This is a genomic window from Streptomyces sp. NBC_00299 (assembly GCF_036173045.1).
GTDB classification, from domain to species: domain Bacteria; phylum Actinomycetota; class Actinomycetes; order Streptomycetales; family Streptomycetaceae; genus Streptomyces; species Streptomyces machairae.
Genome location: NZ_CP108039.1, coordinates 1916422 through 1931618 on the forward strand (window position 1 = coordinate 1916422; position 15197 = coordinate 1931618).

The 15197-nt window shown below is 71.2% G+C and carries 12 protein-coding genes; 2 read left to right on the forward strand and 10 right to left on the reverse strand.

Translation table 11 applies throughout. The features are described 5' to 3' along the window. Window positions 1–9: 9 nt before the first annotated feature. Together OHT51_RS08340 and OHT51_RS08345 are read right to left on the reverse strand one after the other, a co-directional pair. Window positions 10–699 carry a response regulator transcription factor gene (locus OHT51_RS08340; protein ID WP_328878263.1) on the reverse strand — a complete coding sequence of 230 codons (690 nt, stop codon included), beginning with the start codon at window positions 697–699 and terminating at the stop codon, window positions 10–12. After that, window positions 696–1799, reverse strand: coding sequence for a sensor histidine kinase (locus tag OHT51_RS08345; RefSeq protein ID WP_328878264.1), 1104 nt, complete (start codon window positions 1797–1799; stop codon window positions 696–698). The genes OHT51_RS08340 and OHT51_RS08345 overlap by 4 nt, the downstream gene beginning before the upstream one ends. A gap of 167 nt (window positions 1800–1966) precedes the next feature. Between OHT51_RS08345 and OHT51_RS08350 the strand changes: the two genes are divergently transcribed. Beyond that, window positions 1967–2995, forward strand: a complete 1029-nt coding sequence (locus OHT51_RS08350) for a carboxymuconolactone decarboxylase family protein (RefSeq protein WP_328878265.1) — start codon at window positions 1967–1969, stop codon at window positions 2993–2995. Between the two features lie 140 nt (window positions 2996–3135). Then, the gene (locus OHT51_RS08355) at window positions 3136–3798 is read left to right on the forward strand and encodes a hypothetical protein (RefSeq protein WP_328878266.1); all 663 of its coding nucleotides are present in this window, start codon (window positions 3136–3138) and stop codon (window positions 3796–3798) included. Window positions 3799–3816: 18 nt separating this feature from the next. On the opposite strand, the gene OHT51_RS08360 is transcribed toward OHT51_RS08355, so the two are convergent. The 8 genes from OHT51_RS08360 to OHT51_RS08395 form a co-directional block, all read right to left on the reverse strand. Further along, the gene (locus OHT51_RS08360) at window positions 3817–5364 is read right to left on the reverse strand and encodes an NCS1 family nucleobase:cation symporter-1 (RefSeq protein WP_328878267.1); all 1548 of its coding nucleotides are present in this window, start codon (window positions 5362–5364) and stop codon (window positions 3817–3819) included. 142 nt (window positions 5365–5506) lie between these two features. After that, on the reverse strand, window positions 5507–6529 hold the full coding sequence (locus tag OHT51_RS08365; protein WP_328878268.1) for a TIGR03842 family LLM class F420-dependent oxidoreductase: 1023 nt from the start codon (window positions 6527–6529) through the stop codon (window positions 5507–5509). A gap of 11 nt (window positions 6530–6540) precedes the next feature. Next, a complete protein-coding gene (hydA, locus tag OHT51_RS08370; protein WP_328878269.1) occupies window positions 6541–7944 on the reverse strand; it encodes a dihydropyrimidinase in 1404 nt (467 codons plus the stop codon). Window positions 7945–8065: 121 nt separating this feature from the next. After that, on the reverse strand, window positions 8066–8908 hold the full coding sequence (locus OHT51_RS08375) for a nitrilase-related carbon-nitrogen hydrolase (protein WP_194039420.1): 843 nt from the start codon (window positions 8906–8908) through the stop codon (window positions 8066–8068). A gap of 155 nt (window positions 8909–9063) precedes the next feature. Beyond that, entirely contained in the window at window positions 9064–10656 is a 1593-nt protein-coding gene (locus tag OHT51_RS08380; RefSeq protein ID WP_328878270.1) for a PucR family transcriptional regulator, read from the reverse strand. Between the two features lie 48 nt (window positions 10657–10704). After that, window positions 10705–11988, reverse strand: coding sequence for an aspartate aminotransferase family protein (locus tag OHT51_RS08385; protein WP_328878271.1), 1284 nt, complete (start codon window positions 11986–11988; stop codon window positions 10705–10707). Next, window positions 11985–12827 (reverse strand): nitrilase-related carbon-nitrogen hydrolase, encoded by an 843-nt coding sequence (locus OHT51_RS08390; protein WP_328878272.1) that lies wholly within the window; start codon window positions 12825–12827, stop codon window positions 11985–11987. The genes OHT51_RS08385 and OHT51_RS08390 overlap by 4 nt, the downstream gene beginning before the upstream one ends. A gap of 231 nt (window positions 12828–13058) precedes the next feature. Beyond that, window positions 13059–15095, reverse strand: coding sequence for a hypothetical protein (locus OHT51_RS08395; protein WP_328878273.1), 2037 nt, complete (start codon window positions 15093–15095; stop codon window positions 13059–13061). Between the last annotated feature and the right edge of the window lie 102 nt (window positions 15096–15197).

Sequence of the window (15197 nt, forward strand, 5' to 3'; positions counted from 1 at the left end):
CCCGGCGGCTCAGCACGCCGACGCGTCGGAACCCCGCGGAGCCACCAGTCCCGACTCGTAGGCGAACACGACGAGTTGGGCCCGGTCGCGGGCGCCGAGCTTCGTCATCGCCCTGCTGATGTGGGTCTTCGCCGTGAACGGGCTGATCACCATGTGCGCGGCGATCTCCTCGTTGGTGAGCCCGCGCGCCGCCAGCGCCGTCACCTCACGCTCGCGGCGGGTCAGGCACTCCAGGCCGGGTGCCGTGGCCCGGTCGGGTGGCCGCGAGACGAACTCACCGATCAGGGTGCGCGTCACCGACGGCGACAGCAACGCCTCGCCGCCCGCCACCACCTCGATCGCCTGGAGCAGGTCGGCCGGTTCGGTGTCCTTCAGCAGGAATCCGCTCGCACCGGCCCGCAGCGCCTCGAAGACGTACTCGTCGTGGCCGTAGTTGGTGAGGATCACGACTCGGACTCCGGACAGGGCCGGGTCGGCGGCGATGTGGCGGGTCGCCTCGATGCCCGTCATCACCGGCATCTGTACGTCGATCAGCGCGATGTCGGGCACCTGCGCGCGGATCAGCGCCAGGCCCCGCTCACCGTCCGCCGCCTCGCCGACCACCTCGATGCCGTCCTCGGCGTCCAGCAGGGCCCGGAAGCCGGCCCGCATCAGCGCCTGGTCGTCGACCAGCACCACCCTGATCGCACCGTCCGTCATCCCGCCTCCCCCACGGGCAGCCGTGCCCGCACCGCGAACCCGCCCTCCTCACGCGGGGCGGCGTCCAGAGTGCCGCCGAGGGCCGTGACGCGTTCGCGCATGCCGGTCAGGCCGATGCCGGGGGTGGGCGGACGGGACGGGTCGGCGGCGCCGTCGTCCTCGACGCGTATCGTCAAGTCGCCGTCGTCGTACGCGAGTTGAACGCTCACCTTCGCCGGTCCCGCGTGCCGGGCCGCGTTCGTCAGTGCCTCCTGGACGATGCGGTACATGGCCCGGTCGACCGTCGCGGGCAGTGGCCGCTCCTCCCCCGTCACCGTCAGGTCGACCGCGAGCCCCGCAGCCCGCGCCCGCTCCACGAGCAGCGCCGGTGTGCCCGTCGACTCGTCGGTGCGCAGCACCTCCAGCGTGGCCCGCAGCTCGCGCATGGCCTCGCCGCTCGCCTCCTGAATGGCGAGGAGGGCGGGTGGCACCTCCTCGCGGCGCTTGCGGGCAAGGTGCACGGCGACGCCCGCCTGGAGCTTGACGATCGAGATGCTGTGCGTGAGGGAGTCGTGCAACTCCCTCGCGATTCGCAGTCGTTCCTCGCCCGCCCTGCGCAACGCCGCTTCCTCCCGGGTGCGTTCGGCCTCCAGGGCGCGCTGTTCCGTCTGGCGCAGATACGCCTGCCAGTTGCGGTCGGCGAGGCCCGTCACCACCGCGCACAGGAACCAGCCGGCCAGCAGCAGCGTTTCCTGAGCGATGGCCGAGGTCGCCGAACCCGCCGCCACATAGCCGCCGAGGAACAATGCGGCGGTCGCCGCCGCGGTGCCCCGGTGTCCGGTGCGCGACGCCGTGTGCACCGCGCCCACGACGGGGATGGCCAGGGTGGCGGCGGGCCCGGCATGGAGCACTTCGGCGAGCAGAGCGCCGGTGGTGACGGCGAGGACCACGCGCGGGGCCGTGCGATGCGCGGCCAGGGCCAGCGAACCGAGCGCGATCAGCGCGCAGTCGAGGAGCCCGGCACGGTCGTCCGCCACCGCGGCGAGCAGCACGATCACGCCGACCACGACCCCGGCGGCCATGTCGACGAGCCGCTCGCGTGTGACCCGGTGCTCGCTCATGCCCGCACACTAGACGGCGCCACCGACAGCGACGTCACCCCTGTGGACGGCTCTGCGACTACTCCCCACGCAGTAGTACCCGGCACCGGCCCGCCCCGCCGTCGCAGCGCCGACTGCCATCGCCGGTACGACGACCCGGCCCACCCCGGCGGCGCAGGCTACTGCCCATGTCCACACCCTTCCGTTACACCGAGCCCCTCCCGCCCAAGTCGGCCACCGGCACCGTCGCCGAGGTGTACGCGCAGATCGCCCTCGACTTCGGCATCGCCGAACCCGTCACCTTCGTGGTGCTGTCCTCCGCGCCCGGACTGCTCGCCCCCGCCTGGGCGTTGCTGCGCGAGTCGCTGATCGCGGGGGCCGGCAGCCGGACCGGCAAGGAACTCGCGGCCCTCGGGGTGTCGCTCGCCAACGAGTGCCCGTTCTGCGTGGACGCGCACACCGTGCTCCTGCACGCCACCGGAGACCACGCGCTCGCCGAGCGGCTGGCCCGCGGCGAGCAACCGGAGAACGAGGAGCACGCACGCGTGCTGGCCTGGGGACGGCACACGCGCGTGCCCGGCGCCGACCTCACCCCGTACCCGTTCCCGCGCGAGCACGCCCCCGCCTATCTCGGCACCGCGCTCACGTTCCACTTCATCAACCGCATCGCGTCGGCCCTGCTGACCGAGAACCTGCTCCCGGCCGGCGTCCAGCGGTTCCGGGCGGTACGCAGCCTCGCGGGCCGTACCCTCGCCCGGTCCGTACGCCGCCCCGCCCGACCCGGCGTGTCCCTGCCCCTGCTCGACCCGATGGACCCCGGCGAGGCCCCCGCGTGGGCGGCCGGGACGCCCGTCGGCCTCGCGTACGCGGCGCTGCTCAGGGCGGCCATGTCGGGCGCGGGCCTCCTCGACGCCGACGACCACGACCTCGTGGAGGCGACCCTTCAGGACTGGGACGGTTCCCATCCGCCGCTCACTCTCGACGGGTTCCCGGACCGCAGGGAGCGTCCGGGGGCGCGGCTGGCACTGCTGGCCGCCCTCGCGCCGTACCGCATCACGGACGAGGACGTGCGGGCGTGGCGCCGGCCGGAGCACACCGACCACTGTCTGGTGCACCTCGTCGCGTACGGCGCCTTCACGGCCGTGGACCGCATCGAAAGCTCTCTTTCCTCGCAAATCGTCCGGGATGCCGAGCAAGTGGCCCAGGGCACCACGTAATTGCGGCCGACCGACGACCCGGCGGTAACCGCGTCAGCACGGAGCGAGTTGGCACTTCCGCCCCACAGAGAGTCATGTGACACTGGCGTCCCGTCCGCAGTGCGGACTCCCTCCGCACCGTCCCCCACGAAATGTGCGCCGTGCGTTCTCTTCCCTTGCCGCTCGCCCTCACCGCGCGCCTGTCGCCCGTCGTCGTGCTCGCCGCGGCGGGCTGGGCACTGTCGTCCGGACCCGCGACACCGGCCGCCGAAGACACGGCGACGCAGAAGAGCGGGGACGAGTCGCCCTCGGCCCCCGCGACGGCCGCCGTGTCGAAGACGTACGCCGCCGCGCCCGCACCCTGCGACAGCCTGAGCTCGAAGTCGGTCAAGGATCTCGTCCCGGGCGCCAAGACGGCCGGCAAGGAGATCCCGTCCACGGACGCGAAGGTGCGCCGCACCTGCTCGTGGAACGCGCTCCAGGGCTTCGACTACCGGTGGCTGGACGTGTCCTACGAGGTCACGGAGTCCGACGAGGCGGCGGAGAAGTCCTACAAGGAGCGTGTCGCGGACAAGAGCGGCGGCGGCGAGGTCCCCGGTGTCGGCGACGCGGGGTACTCCGTCGTGAACCTCACCACCGAGGACGAGCAGCAGACCCGCGAGGGCGTGGTGCTGGTCCGCGCGGCGAACGCGCTTGTCTCCATCACCTACAGCGGCAGTGACTTCGAGTCGAACAAGGCGCCCGCCACGTCCGAGATCAACAAGGGCGCGATCAAGGCGGCCAAGGAGGCGGTGGCCGCCTTGGAGGACGGTCAGAAGGGCTGACCGTCCTCCGTCCGAGGCTCAGGCCTCGACGCGTTCCTTGTGGCCGGCCATCAGCACCACGTACAGCACCAGCGAGGCGCCCAGGCCCACCGCCCAGCCGTAGTCGGCCAGCGGCTTGAGGAACGGGATCAGTCCGTCGGCCGGGAACGGTCCGGTCTTCGAACCGTCGGCGCCGACGCCCGAGTACGAACCGCCGACCGCCAGGACACCGCCGACCAGGAACGCCAGGATCGCGCGCCAGTTCCAGCCGGACGAGTACCAGTAGCGCCCGCCGGGCGTGTACAGGTCCGCGAGATGCAGAACCGTACGGCGGACGATCCAGTAGTCGGCGATCAGGATGCCCGCGACCGTGCCGAGCAGGCCGCCGACCACGCCGAGCCAGGTGAAGATGTAGAACTCCGGGGTGGAGATCAGCTTCCACGGGAAGATCAGGATGCCGACGACACCGGTGATCAGCGCGCCGGTACGGAAGTTGATGAGCTTCGGCGCCAGGTTCGCCAGGTCGTACGCCGGGGAGACGACGTTCGCCGCGATGTTCACGGAGACGGTCGCGACGAGGACGACGATCAGGGCGAAGAGCAGACCGAAGGTGCTGTCGGTCTTGGCGGCGAGGGTGACCGGGTCCCAGATCGCCTCGCCGTAGACGACCTCGGACCCTGAGGTGACGAGGACGGCGAGGACCGCGAACAGGGTCATGGTGGTGGGCAGGCCCAGCGACTGCCCCCAGGTCTGCGCCTTCTGACTCGCGCCGAAGCGGGTGAAGTCGGGGATGTTGAGGGACAAGGTCGCCCAGAAACCGATCATCCCCATCAGGGACGGGAAGAAGACCGGCCAGAAGTCGGGGCCCCAGCCCAGCTTCGACGGCTGGTCGAGCAGCGCGCCGAACCCGTCCGCCTTGACCGCGATCCAGACCAGCAGCACGAGCGCGCCGACGATCACGAAGGGCGCGGCCCAGTTCTCGAAGTGCCGCAGGAAGTCCATGCCGCGGTAGATGATCGCGATCTGCAGCGCCCAGAAGAGGAGGAAGCACAGCCACAGGGGCCATGGATTGCCCGCGATCTTCCCGGCGTTCTCCCATCCGCCGCCGGTGAGCTTGGACCCCAGCGCGAAGATGCCGCTGCCGCCGATCCAGGTCTGGATGCCGAACCAGCCGCAGGCCACGGCCGCCCGGATCAGCGCCGGGATGTTGGCGCCCCGCAGCCCGAAGGAGGCCCGCGCCAGCACCGGGAACGGGATGCCGTACTTGGGCCCGGCGTGCCCGGTGGCCAGCATCGGCAGCAGCACGATGACATTGGCCAGGGCGATGGTGAAGACGGCCTGCTTCCAGTCCATGCCGAGGGCGACCAGGCCGGAGGCGAGTGTCCAGCTGGGGATGCAGTGGGCCATGGAGATCCACAGGGCCGCGAAGTTGTACGTCGTCCACTTGCGTTCGGCGACCGGGACGGGACGCAGGTCCTCGTTGGCGAAGGGGCTGTCGGCGGGGAATGCCTCGGGGGCGAGCTCGATCCGTCCGCCGGCGTCGGCGGACTGGGATATCGGCGACCCCGTGGGGACTGTTTCGGTCATGGGCAGGCCAATCGATCAGAACGGGACGGGAAAGGCCGCGCGGGGGCCTTGGGCCCTCCCCGAGGACGGCGGCGGGGAGGCCCTGACCGCGGGGAGGGAGACAAGGGGTGGGGGGTCGGGGGCGCCGGGTTGCGGGCCGGGATCAGGAGTTGATGGCCGGGATGACCGACGCACCGTAGGCGTCGATCACGGCTTCCTGCGCGTCGTGCATGTCGTAGACGGCGAACTGGTCGACGCCCAGCTCACGCAGCGCGTTCAGCTTCTCGATGTGCTTCTCGACCGGGCCGATCAGGCAGAACCGGTCGACGATCTCGTCGGGCACGAACGCGGTGTCGGGGTTGTCGGCGCGTCCGTGGTGGGAGTAGTCGTACCCCTCGCGGGCCTTGATGTACTCGGTGAGTTCGTCGGGCACGGCGGCGGAGTGCTCACCGTACTTCGACACCAGGTCGGCCACGTGGTTGCCGACCATCCCGCCGAACCAGCGGCACTGCTCGCGGGCATGGGCGAGCTTCTCGGGAGAGTCGTCCTCGGTGACGTACGCCGGCGCCGCCACGCAGATCTTCACCTCGGACGGATCACGGCCGGCCTCGACCGCGGCCTGCTTCACCGCCTTGACCATGTACTCGGTCAGATAGAGGTCGGAGAGCTGCAGAATGAACCCGTCGGCCTCCTCGCCGGTCATCTTCAGGGCCTTCGGTCCGTACGCCGCCATCCAGACGGGGAGTTGGGCGCCCGGCTTGATCCACGGGAACCTGACGACCGTTCCGCCGCCGAGGTCGGCCTCCTGGCCGCTGCCGAGCGCGCGGATGACCTTCATGGCCTCGCTGATGCGGGCCAGGGTGTTGGGTTTGCGGCCGGCGACGCGCATGGCCGAGTCGCCGCGGCCGATGCCGCAGACCGTGCGGTTGCCGAACATGTCGTTGAGGGTGGCGAACGTGGAGGCGGTGACCTCCCAGGTACGGGTGCCCGGGTTGGTCACCATCGGGCCGACCGTCAGATTCTCGGTGTTGGCGAGGATCTGGCTGTAGATGACGAACGGTTCCTGCCACAGCACGGCCGAGTCGAAGGTCCAGCCGTAGCTGAAGCCGCTGCGCTCGGCGCGTTTCATCAGGCTGACGACCCGTGAGGCCGGCGGGTCGGTCTGCAGGACGAGTCCGAAGTCCATGTGCTCCGCTCCTAGTTGAGGTACTGACAGGTGGAGCGGGGGGTGTAGACGCCGTGCCCGGCGCGCCCGGTGTACTCCCGCTCGGTGATGACGAGTTCGCCGCGCGAGAGGACCGTCTCCACCCGGCCGGTGGTCTGCTTGCCCTCGTACGCCGAGTAGTCGACGTTCATGTGGTGAGTGACGGCGGACATGACCTGCTCGGCCTGCGGGTCGTAGATCACGACGTCGGCGTCCGCACCCGGCGCGATGGTGCCCTTCTTCGGGTACATGCCGAACATCCGGGCCGGGGTCGCGCAGGCGATCTCGATCCAGCGGCGGCGCGAGATGTGACCGTCGACGACGGCCTGGTGCAGCAGGTCCATCCGGTTCTCGACGCCCGGCAGACCGTTGGGGATCTTCGAGAAGTCGCCCCGGCCCAGCTCCTTCTGGCCGACGAAGCAGAAGGGGCAGTGGTCGGTGGAGACGACCTGGAGGTCGTTCGTCCTGAGCCCCTTCCACAGCTGGGCCTGGTGCTCCTTGGGCCGAAGGGGCGTCGAGCACACGTACTTCGAGCCCTCGAAGTTGGGCTCGGCGAGGTTGTCGGTGGACAGGAACAGGTACTGCGGGCAGGTCTCCCCGAAGACGTTCAGCCCCTCGTCGCGCGCCCGCGTCAGCTCGGCCACCGCCTCCGTGGCCGAGACGTGCACGACGTACAGGGGAGCGCCGGCGACCTGGGCGAGCCTGATGGCCCGGTGAGTGGCCTCGGCTTCGAGGAGCGCCTTGCGGACCTCGCCGTGGTAGCGGGGATCGGTCTCGCCCCGCGCCAGCGCCTGCTCGACCAGCACGTCGATCGCGATGCCGTTCTCGGCGTGCATCATGATCAGGCCGCCGTTCTCGGCGGAGCGCTGCATGGCGCGCAGGATCTGGCCGTCGTCGGAGTAGAAGACGCCGGGGTAGGCCATGAACTGCTTGAAGGAGGTCACGCCCTCCTCCACCAGCAGGTCCATCTCCTTCAGCGTCTCCTGGTTCACATCGGAGACGATCATGTGGAAGCCGTAGTCGATCGCGCAGTTGCCCTCCGCCTTGGCGTGCCAGGCGTCGAGGCCCTCGCGCAGCGAGTGGCCCTGGCTCTGCACGGCGAAGTCGACGATCGTGGTCGTACCGCCCCAGGCGGCGGCCCGGGTGCCGGTCTCGAAGGTGTCGGAGGCGAAGGTGCCGCCGAACGGCAGCTCCATATGGGTGTGGACGTCGACGCCGCCCGGGATGACGTACTTCCCGGTGGCGTCGATGGTCCGCTCGGCCGTCCAGGCCTCGGCGGCGGACGTTCCGGCGGCGGCGAGGGCGGCGATACGGCCGTCCTCGATCAGGACGTCGGCGTGCATCTCGTCGGACGCGGTGATGACGAGGCCGCCGCGGATTACTGTTCGGCCGGTCATGTCGTGGTCGCTCCTCACGGTTTCACAGTTGCGGTTGTGTGGGGCTGGTCGCGCCGACGCGGCGGAGCCGCATATCGATGCAGCCCCGCGCCCCTTGGCGGCGTTGCCGCTACCGGCGTTTTCAGGGTGCTGTCAGCGGGCCGTACGCCCCCGGCGCGCGGTCCCTGTAGAACTGCCAGCGGTCGCGGACCTCGCGGAGCTTGGCCAGGTCCAGGTCGCGTACGACGAGCTCGGTCTCCTTGTCGCTCGCCACCTCCCCGACGAACTGGGCCTCCGGGTCCACGAAGTACGTGGTGCCGTAGAAGTCGTTGTCGCCGAGGTCCTCCACGCCGACCCGGTTGATCGCGCCCACGAAGTACTCGTTGGCGACGGCCGCCGCCGGCTGCTCCAGCTGCCACAGGTAGCGGGAGAGCCCGCGGGAGGTGGCCGAGGGGTTGAACACGATCTCGGCGCCGCCCAGCCCGAGCGCCCGCCAGCCTTCCGGGAAGTGGCGGTCGTAGCAGATGTACACGCCGATCTTCCCGACGGCCGTCTCGAAGACCGGCCAGCCGCTGTTCCCCGGGCGGAAGTAGAACTTCTCCCAGAATCCCTGCACTTGGGGGATGTGGGTCTTGCGGTACTTGCCGAGGTAGGAGCCGTCCGCGTCGATCACTGCGGCGGTGTTGTAGAGGACCCCGGGCTGCTCCTCCTCGTACATCGGCAGCACGAGGACGATGCCCAGCTCCTTGGCCAGCGCCTGGAAGCGGCGGACGGTCGGGCCCTCGGGGATCTGCTCGGCGTACTCGTAGAACGCCTTGTCCTGGACCTGGCAGAAGTAGGGCCCGTAGAACAGCTCCTGGAAGCACAGCACTTGAGCACCTTGCGCGGCCGCGTCGCGGGCCGCCTGCTCGTGTACCTGGATCATCGATTCCTTGTCGCCCGTCCACGCGGTCTGGAAGAGGGCGGCACGGATCACTCGGCTCATAGGGACCTCCGGTCGCTCGGTGTGCGAGAAGGCTAGGAAGTCCCCTGCGCCGGTTTGAGTTGCACGGTGTCACGTCTACGGGCATGCGGCGTGCCACGGTGTCACCCTGTCGTGATCCCATGTTTCACCGCCGTTTTCCCAGGTCGTGGCAGGTTTCAGGCTTGTTGCGCGTCGTGCGCGAGGAGTGCGATGTGCACGGATGCGGCCTGCTCGAAGTCGTCGAGGTCGACGCCGAGCCGCGTCTGTATCGCCTCCAGGCGGCGATAGAGCGCGGGCCGCGAGACATGGTGGAGCTGGGCGGTGCGGGACTTGTTGCGGCCGGTCGCGAGATACGTCCGCAGTACGGCCAGCATGTCGTCGTCGGCCGCGCACAGCAGCCCGTCCAACTCCCGCTCCGCGAACGACTGGACCTGCGGATCGTCCCGCAACAGCCGGATCAAGCCCCGCAGATGGACGTCCTTGAGGCGGACGACGGCCGGGAGGTCGAGGGCGGCGGAGGAGTCGGCGACGGCTTCGGCGACATGCTGGGCCTCGCGCAGTCCGGCGGGCACGTCGTCCCAACCGCAGCGGGCGTCGGCGGCGGCCACGACGGTCTGTTCGGCCCCGGATTCGGAGCGCACCCGGGCGGCGAAGTTCGCGGCGAGCACGGCGGCGTCCTGGTCCCGGGCGAGGCTGAGCAGCACGGCGGTCGCCCCGTCGGCGAGTTCGGCGGCGATCCCGGGCAGGCCCAGCATCCGCAGCACGCGCTCCAGTTGGGTCGGCTCACAGTCCCGCACGACCAGCGGTACGAAGGTACGCCGGTTGACCGGCAGACCGGCGGCTCGCGCACGTGGCAGCAGCTGCCTCGCCGGTACGACCCCGCTGACGAGGTCGGTCAGCAGGCTCTGCGCGGACTGCTCCTCCCAGCTGTGCGCGGAGTTGCCGCCCAGCATCCGGTGCAGGACGAGGGCCTCGGCTGCGCGCTCGGCGAGCAGCCGCCCGGTGGCGGTGTCACCGCGATGGCCGCACAGCATGATCTGGCCCCACCGCTCCCCGCGCCCGCCGAGCTCGGCCCGGATCCAGCCGTCGCCCTCGCTGCCGCCGGCCTGACGGGCGATCCGCTCCCAGTCGCGCAGCACGTCGTCCACGGCCGACCGCTCCCCCGCCGTGGCGAGGACGCGGTGCGCGAGGTTGGTGACGACGACGGGGCAGGCGCTGTGCGAGGCGACCTCGTCGAGGAGCCGTTGCAGCGGGGCGCCCGCGGTGATGAGTCCGGTGAGTGCGGTCCGTACGGCCTCCGAGAGGCTGACCGCGGCGAACTTCCGCCGCACGAGCCGCGACTGGACCTCCTCGGTGAGCTCGGCGAAGGGGAACGGCCGGTGCAGGACGACCATGGGCAGCCCGCACCGCTCGGCGGCCCGCCGCATCACGTCCGGCGGTGCGGGGAACGCCCGGCCCAGGCCCAGCACGACGGCCGCCGCCTCGGCCCGGTGCAGGGAACGGATGTACTCGGCCTGCTTGTCCTCGTCCCCGGCGAGCAGCACCCCGGTGGTGAGCACCATCTCGCCGCCGCTGAGCATCACCCCGACGTCCGGCGCCTCGGCGACATGCACCCAGCGCACCGGCCGGTCGAGCTGACCGGCGCCGGCCACCACCTCGGGCTCCCCGGCGAGCACCCGCTCCAGGGTGAGGACCTGACGAACCGACAGAGCGGGTTCCAGGGGTTCCGAAGGCTCCAAGGGCTCCCAAGGCTCCGAGGCGATGGTCATGGCGGCGTTCCCTTGCTCAGGTACTCACAGGTACTCAGATGACTCCTGCTAGATGCTCCTCAGAGCGTTCTCGAGGATCGCGGCGCCTTCCTCGGCCTCCGCCACGGTGAGGGACAGGGGCGGGGCGACGCGCAGGGACGTGGTGTTGTGTCCGCCGCCCTTGCCGATGAGGAGGCCGCCCTCGCGGGCCGCTTCCAGCACCGCAGACGCTGCGACCGGGTCGGCTTCGTCGGTGCCGGGCCGGGTGAGTTCGATGCCGAGCATCAGGCCCCGGCCGCGTACCTCCCGTACGTGCGGCACCTGCGCCGCGACGGCCCGCAGCCGTTCGAGGAGCAGTCCGCCGACGCGCCGGGCGTTGCCCTGGAGGTCGTGTTCCAGCAGGTACGACAGGTTGGCGAGGCCGGCCGCCATGGTGATCTGGGTGCCGCCGAAGGTCGAGATGCTGTTGGCGTCCAGGCAGTTCATGATCTCGCCACGGGCGACGACACCGCCGATGGACATGCCGTTGCCGATGCCCTTGGCGAAGGTCAGGATGTCCGGCGGACCCGACCGGCCGTGCGCCTGCCAGCCCCAGAAGTGGTCGCCGGTGCGGCCCCAGCCGGTCTGCACCTCGTCGGCGATCCACAGGATCTCGCGCTCGGCGAGCACCTCGCGGAAGGCGGCGTACAGCCCGTCGGGCCCGGATGTGAAACCGCCGACGCCCTGGATGGGCTCGGCGATCAGGGCCGCGGGCGGGCGGGTGTGGCCGAGGACGTCCTTCAGGTCGTCGACGCAGGCGGCGATGAAGTCCTCGTCACTGAGTGAGGCGTACGGGCCACGGGTGCGCACCCCGCCGTGGACGTACAGCGTCTGGAGCGGGGACAGCGAGGTCGGGGACCAGCCGCGGTTGCCGGTGATGCCGACGGCGCTGAATGAGCGGCCGTGATAGCTGTTGCGCATCGCGAGGATCGTGTTGCTGCGCCGGTAGGCCGTCGCGAGCAGCAGGGCGGTGTCGTTGGCCTCGGTGCCGGAGGTGGTGAAGAAGACGCGGGCGTCCGGGATGCCGCTCAACTGGGCGATGCGCTCGGCGAGTTCGACCATCGGACGGTTGAGGTACAGGGTCGAGGAGTGGATGATCCGCCCGGCCTGTTCGCTGACCGCCTTCGTCACCTCGGGCAGCGCGTGCGCGGTCATCGTCGTCAGGATGCCGCCGAAGAAGTCGAGGTACCGGTTGCCCGCGGCGTCCCACACGTGGCGGCCCTCGCCGTGGGTGATCTCCAGCGGCTCCTCGTAGTACAGGGCGAGCCAGTCCGGCATGACGGCGCGGTGGCGTCCCAGCAGGTCCTTGGTCACGGCTGCACCAGCCCTTCGTAGGCGTCGGGGCGTCGGTCGCGGTAGAAGGCCCACTGCTGCCGCACTTCTTCGATCACGTCGAAGTCGAGGTCACGGACGACGAGTTCCTCGTCCTTGTCGCTCGCGGTCTCCCCGACGAACTGGCCGCGCGGGTCCACGAAGTAGGACGTCCCGTAGAAGTCGTTGTCGCCGTACTCCTCGACACCGACCCGGTTGATCGCGGCGACGAAGTACTCGTTGGCGACGGCCGCGGCGGGCTGTTCGAGGCGCCAGAGGTAGGAGGAGAGCCCGCGGTGGGTGGCCGACGGATTGTAGACCAACTGGGCCCCGTTGAGGCCGAGTTGCCGCCAGCCCTCCGGGAAGTGGCGGTCGTAGCAGATGTAGACACCCACCTTGCCCACCGCCGTGTCGAAGACGGGCCAGCCGATGTTGCCGGGCTTGAAGTAGTACTTCTCCCAGAAGCCCTTGACCTGCGGGATGTGGTGCTTGCGGTACTTGCCGAGGAAGGATCCGTCGGCGTCGATCACTGCGGCGGTGTTGTAGTAGAAGCCGGCCCCCTCGACTTCGAACACCGGCACGACGACGACCATCCCGGTCTCGCGGGCCAGTTCCTGCATACGGCGCACGGTCGGCCCGGCGGGGACGGGCTCGGCCCAGCTGTAGTGCTCGGGTTCCTGGACCTGGCAGAAGTACGGGGCGTTGAAGACTTCCTGGAAGCCGATGATCTTGGCACCCTGCCGGGCCGCCTCGCGGGCGTGCTCCTCGTGTTTCGCCACCATGGACTCGGTGTCGCCGGTCCAGGTGGCCTGGACCAGAGCGGCGCGTACGACGTTGGCCATGAGCTGCTCCTTCGACGGGACGTCAGAGCCTCTACGCCCGTAGAGGGGGGCCGTAGAGGCTCGAAAGTAAGCCCCTGGAACAGCCTTGCCAAGACCATCGTCGTTAACCCGCTGAGTCGATCACGTTTCACACTCCTGCGGGTGATGGATGGGGCCGGTGGGGTGGGTGTGGACGGAGTGGCGCGAGGGGGGACGGCACTCAGGAGCGCCTGTCGCCGGCTGCCGAGGGCGTCACGCCGTGAAGCCGGCCACCCGCAGGGCGTGGACGAGATCCCACCGGCACTCGTCCGAGACGCCCTGGGCGGCTGCGAGGAGCAGCGGGACGAGCGTCTTCGGGTCGGGTGCGGCGCTGCGGGCGGCCTCCTCCGGGGCGCGGACGCGGACGTATGCGTCGAGCAGGGCGCGGACCTCGCGGTGCCGTCCCGCACCGGCCAGCCCCACGACGGCCTGCCCGATCTCGTTCGCGGGCCGCCCCACGCCCTGGCGCAGGATCTGCTCCCCGTCGTCGGCTCGCCCCGCCGCGGTCAGTGCGTCGGCCGCGGCGACGAGCCGCTCGGCGGGCAGCGAGGCGGCCTCCCACAGCAGGGTCGCCCAGTCGGCTCCGAGACCGGCGCGCTGCATCTCGGCGGCGAGCAGCGGGATGCGGTGGGCGGGCCAGTACGCGGCCTCGACGAGCAGCGCGTGCGCCTCACCACTACGCCCCGCAGCGCGCAGCCGCACCAGCGTCTCCACGACGCCGGCGACCGCACGCCGCTCCTCGGCATCGTCGGGCCCGGCCTGCGGCTGGAGGTCCGGGGACGCGGGCGCTTCCTCGGCGACACCGGCGAATCGGGCTCCACGTGGCGTGCGGCGGGCGGTGACGGGCGGCGCCGGGAGGCTGGGCAGGTCGGTCGGCGGAACGGCCGCGGGGGCGGCCTCCTCCTCGACGATCCCGGCGAAGCGGGCGCTGCCTCGACGGCGTTTGCGCGGCGCCGGCCGCTCGTCGGGCCGGGCGGTTTCGCGGACGGAGGAGTCTGCCTGCTCCTCGACCGGGAGCGCCTCGTCAGCCATCGGCTCGGCCGCCGACCGGGCAGAGGCATCTCCACGCCCTCCGCCCCAGGTTTCCGGCGCCGCGGACGCCCTCCCACGCTCCGCCGCCCCGGCTCCCGGCTGCGCGGTGCGCTGACGCGGCACGGTGTGACTGCCGCCTCCGGAGGAATAGGCCTCGCTCGGCTGCGCGTGATCGACGGCCGCGGGCCCTTCGCCGCCGAAGCCGTCGCTGACCGCGCCTGCAGTGGCGGACCGGTCACTTCGGGGGCCCCCGTCCCCGGACGGGCCGCGTCCGGAGCCGTCACGCCCGAACCTGTTGCCTCCGGGCCCGCCGTCCCCGAACCCGGCGTCTCCGGGCACGGTCGATCCGGAGACGCCGGCACCCTCATACCGATCGCGTCCGGGCCCGCCGTCCTGGAGGCTGCCCCCGACGCCCTCACGTCCGAATGGGCCGCCGCCGGGTCCACCCCCGCCGAACCCGTCACCTCCGGACCGGCCTCCCTCGACGCCGGCGCCCCCGAACCCTTCGTCTCCGAACCGTGCGCGCCCGGCGCGGGCATCACCGAACCCGCCGCCCCCAGCCCCCTCACCCTCGAAGCCGCCACCTCCGGAGCCCTCAGCCCCGAACCGGTCACCCCCGGAGCCCTCGCCCTCAAACCCGACGTCGGCCCGGGAGAGGCCCTCCTCCCCCGGCCGGCCCCGTCGTATCGCCTGCCCCCGCGCGCTCGCCGCCCTGCGGTCCGAGTCGGCCATCCGTGCGCGGAGTTCGGCGCATCGAGCGGTGGCACGTTCGTGGTCGTCGCGGGCCCAGGCGAGGTCCAGGCGGATGGTGTCGACATCGCGGGGGTCGGGGGCCGAGGCGAGCAACCGGCCCAGTTCTGCCTGCCGTTCGGCGGCGTAGCGCTGTTCGCGGAGCATGACGTCGAGGCGGTCCCCGAGGGCGTCACGGCCGCCGGGCCGGGCGTCGTACGTGGCGAGGGCACCGGCGTGCAGGGCACGGGCAAGTTCCGTCTCGGGGCCGGCGCCGCCTGGGCCGTACTGGCCGGCGAGGTCGTGCAGGAGTGACTCCACCACGTCCCAGGGCGGCACTTCGCGTCCGTCGAGGCAGGCCTGCATGCCCTCCGGGTCACGCTGCCAGAACACCCCGCACCAGCCGCCGCCCTGGTCCAGGCGCGCCACGAGGCCGTCCAGGTAGTTCACGAACTCCCGCATCCGAGCCGGGAGTTGATCCACTGACATCGCCCAACTCCCGCCAGACCGGAGCACTCCGGTCCGTTAGGCAACACCAGTGATGTTACGAGCGCGCTACGGGGAGTTTTCCGGCTGGACGCAGAGTACGCC